Annotated in this window: 2 protein-coding genes and 1 pseudogene; 1 reads left to right on the top strand and 2 read right to left on the bottom strand. The window is 40.7% G+C overall.

The window, feature by feature from the left end:
- Positions 1–170 (top strand): annotated as a pseudogene (locus HW443_RS14300) (IS1634 family transposase); the annotation flags it as partial.
- Between the two features lie 537 nt (positions 171–707).
- Here HW443_RS14300 and HW443_RS10125 read toward each other — a convergent pair.
- Together HW443_RS10125 and HW443_RS10120 are read right to left on the bottom strand one after the other, a co-directional pair.
- A complete protein-coding gene (locus tag HW443_RS10125; protein WP_176238145.1) occupies positions 708–896 on the bottom strand; it encodes a hypothetical protein in 189 nt (62 codons plus the stop codon).
- A 33-nt stretch (positions 897–929) separates the two neighbouring features.
- A partial coding sequence (locus HW443_RS10120) for a DUF4011 domain-containing protein (protein WP_176238144.1) occupies positions 930–3,252 on the bottom strand: 2,323 nt, incomplete at its 5' end.

The following is a 3,252-nucleotide window of genomic DNA, read 5'->3' as shown; positions in this document are numbered from 1 at the left end:
TGAAGGAGCAAGACCTCTATAAGAGTTACACTTTATCGGAAGTAATTTATGAGTTGAAGAAGTTGAGAGTTGTCACGCTAAATAGCGGAAAATCTTATTTGACTGAGATATCCAAGAAACAGAGAATGTTATTCGAAAAGTTTGGTGTGCCGATTCCAGTAGCACCCTAGTTATTAAAATATGCGGATTTTAGGTTTTAATAACAATAAGAAATTTTCTAAAAAAAGACTTTTCCAATATTATCTATCCATTAATTAATTTGGTACCGTTCCGATTTAGTGTGGGTATTTTTGCCCGTTCCGCACCTTGAAAAGCTCATAAACTCCTATTCCGATCTCTTAACTTATGAGGACACTTGACAGTTTTTAGCCATGGAAACCCCTTATCTTTTTGTACAAAAAGATAATTTAGCTATATTCCCTTGTCAAAGTACATTTTTAGGCCGTTTTACCCACACTAAATCGGAACGGTCTCATTAATTTTATTCAGGGCAATTTACTATAAAATAATTCTGTTTCTCATTTAAATACCATTTTTTTATTACAGCTATCTATGCAGGATAACTTCTTGTCTGCTCAAAAATGTTTCTTATTATAGCTTCAGATTGGCGTCAATTATCTTTCCTACCCAACGACAATTATTATTCCCGTTTTTAGGTTATGTCCTTATTCTCCTGTAAAAACTCCTAGCGTAGATACCTCCGGCTGTTAAGCAAAATCTACCAATGGTTGCTCAATTGTAGCTCGTAGGTTCGATGGATTGAGTGCAAGTTGTAATAGTTCTCTTGGAACGCATTCTTCAGGGAGGATTGCTATTAGGCGTCCTGCCCATTTTATACCTAATTTAATGGCATCCCAATCCGATTCAAAGAGGCTGTCTAAAAACTCCAATTTCAAAAACTCATCTCCCACTTCGCCCCCAAAAAGGAGCTAATTTCGCATAAAACTTCCCACATTGACCTCAAAATCAGATCTCATGTAGGAGTAATTCCCCACCTTGGGCAAAATGCCCTTAGTTTTTGGACACCCTCCAAACCCCTTGTAGAAGTCCCCAAATGTCTCTGCCATTCTCGGTTCGTTTTCTCTGAACCAATTTTGGTCCGAGATAATTAGGGATGCTGCCTCGAGTCCTTCCAATGAAGTACGATAACTCATTCTGCGGTTAGAGATCCAATAAGCTTTTAGGTTTTTTATGTCCTTCCAATATTCCTTATTTGTCCATCTGAAGATGCTTCGGTATTGCTTGTGGAAGCGAGGTAGGATTTGATCGATAGGTAAATTAATCAGGCTTTCTCTGAACCGAGTGGCCAGTGTCTCAACACTTTTTTTCAGACGAGTAACACGCTCTGCCGCCTCGTCGGCTTGATCCATATACTTTTTCAATGTTCCAGTATCCTTATTTAGCCATATGTCGAAAACTGGAACACAATCACTTAGGACTTTCAAAATCTCCAGAAATTTTTCACAGTCTTCCAAACAATTCGGCTTATATAGACCAAGTTTATGAGCAACTGATTTGGTAACTTCCTCAATTTTTTGAATGGCTGAATAAAGCTTGGAAACATATTCAAGAATTTGATCTCTTTGCTCTATGGTATAGGAATCTGGGTCTATATTAGCTCCAGCCCATGGATGTCCTTCATAGTTATCCCATACCTCTTGGATTTCAGATAGTCTGCGAATCGCAGTGAGCCATTCGTCGAGGCTGTCAGAAGTTGCATCCTGTGCCCGCTCCAATGGCAGTTTAAAATTGATTGTCGGTGCATCCCAGTATTTGGCAAGGTGGCCATGTGCTTTATATGCAGAAAACGAAAGAGCACCTCTTAGCTTGTGAAGTTCCCTAACATATTGGTTCAGCAGCTCTCTTCGCTTTATAAGGCGGTTGAATCTATCCATGGCATCTGGTGGTTCGCTGGTTGCCAGGTGCTGTTGTAGAGTCTTTCCAAGTTCTTCGATAACCTTTGCTTTGTTACTACGATGGCTGTGGATTTCCAGACAGGCAAAAGATAGGCCTATTTCCTTTAGTCGTCGGAAAACAACTTCCAAGGCAGCCATCTTTTCGCTTACAAATAGAACCTTCTTGCGATCTCTTAATGCCTGGGCAATCAGATTCACAATGGTTTGACTCTTTCCAGTGCCAGGTGGTCCTTGGACCACTATATTCTGACCCATTCGAGCACGTAGCAGTACCTCAAGTTGACTGGAGTCAGCATCGAGAATAGGAAATACCGCCTTAGGGTCGACAGATTTATCCATATCTTCAATTCCTAGAATTTCTGTTGGTGGGGGTATTGTTGTTGCATGGGCCAATGCTGCAATGGTTGGGTGTGATACAGCCTCCTCTTTATGCTCTTCCAGATCCCGATACATTACAAATTTTTCGAAAGAGAACCTTCCTAACCACAATTCATTAGTAACATCCCAATCATCAGGGATTCGCTTGGCTATTTTATCGAGTATTTGATCTATTTGTGCCCATTCAGGTTCTTCTGGAAGCTCCGGGATGTGGATGCCATAGTCTATTTCTAGCTTATGGGCCAGAGCTGGATTGATAACGATGTCTTCATCAACAAAATGGATTGTATATGGCTTCTCCCATCCCTCCTTTTCAAGTCCTACAGGGATTAGAATAAGTGGAGCCAAACTTTCCTCTTGATCAGATTCCTGCCAGTGTAGCATACCTAAGGCTAGGAAGAGTGTATGTACCCCCTGCTCTTCCTGCCAGGTTTTCCATTCCCGTCTCAATCGGTAGAGCTTACTCTGAAGCTCTCGTACTGACGAGGAAGTTTCCAAATCACCCGGTTTGAAATCTTCTTTATATGTGTCTTTTGTGCTTGTTAGGGCTATTCCTTCTAAAACAAGTTGGCGTTCCTTTTTGGGTAAAGGGAAAGTCAATGTACGTCCATGGTTAACAAGGTGTTGAAATACTTCCTCTAGTGAGGGCAAGATAATTTGAATTGTAGAGGTTCTAGCGGCTGTAAAGAATAGCAAACGATTTCGGCGGGTTAAGTCAAGAAGATGCTTCTTCCATATTTCAATCTTTTGAAGCACCGAGTTTCTGCGCTGCTGAAACGCAGGATCTCCTCCTGTGTTTTTATGCTTAGATCCTGACGGCATTGTTATGTTACCAAGGCCATTATTGTGGCAATTTTCATATTCTTCTTTAATATTATAGTCCCTAAAATCTGAAGTCTTGCGCAAAATGGAAAAATAAATTAAGTCATTGTCTTCAAACCTGCCAGAGTGGGGATGA

Origin of the sequence: Candidatus Hakubella thermalkaliphila (assembly GCF_013281975.1) — a bacterium.
Taxonomy (GTDB): Bacteria; Actinomycetota; Humimicrobiia; order Hakubellales; family Hakubellaceae; genus Hakubella; species Hakubella thermalkaliphila.
This window is presented reverse-complemented; position numbering and strand designations above follow the sequence as displayed.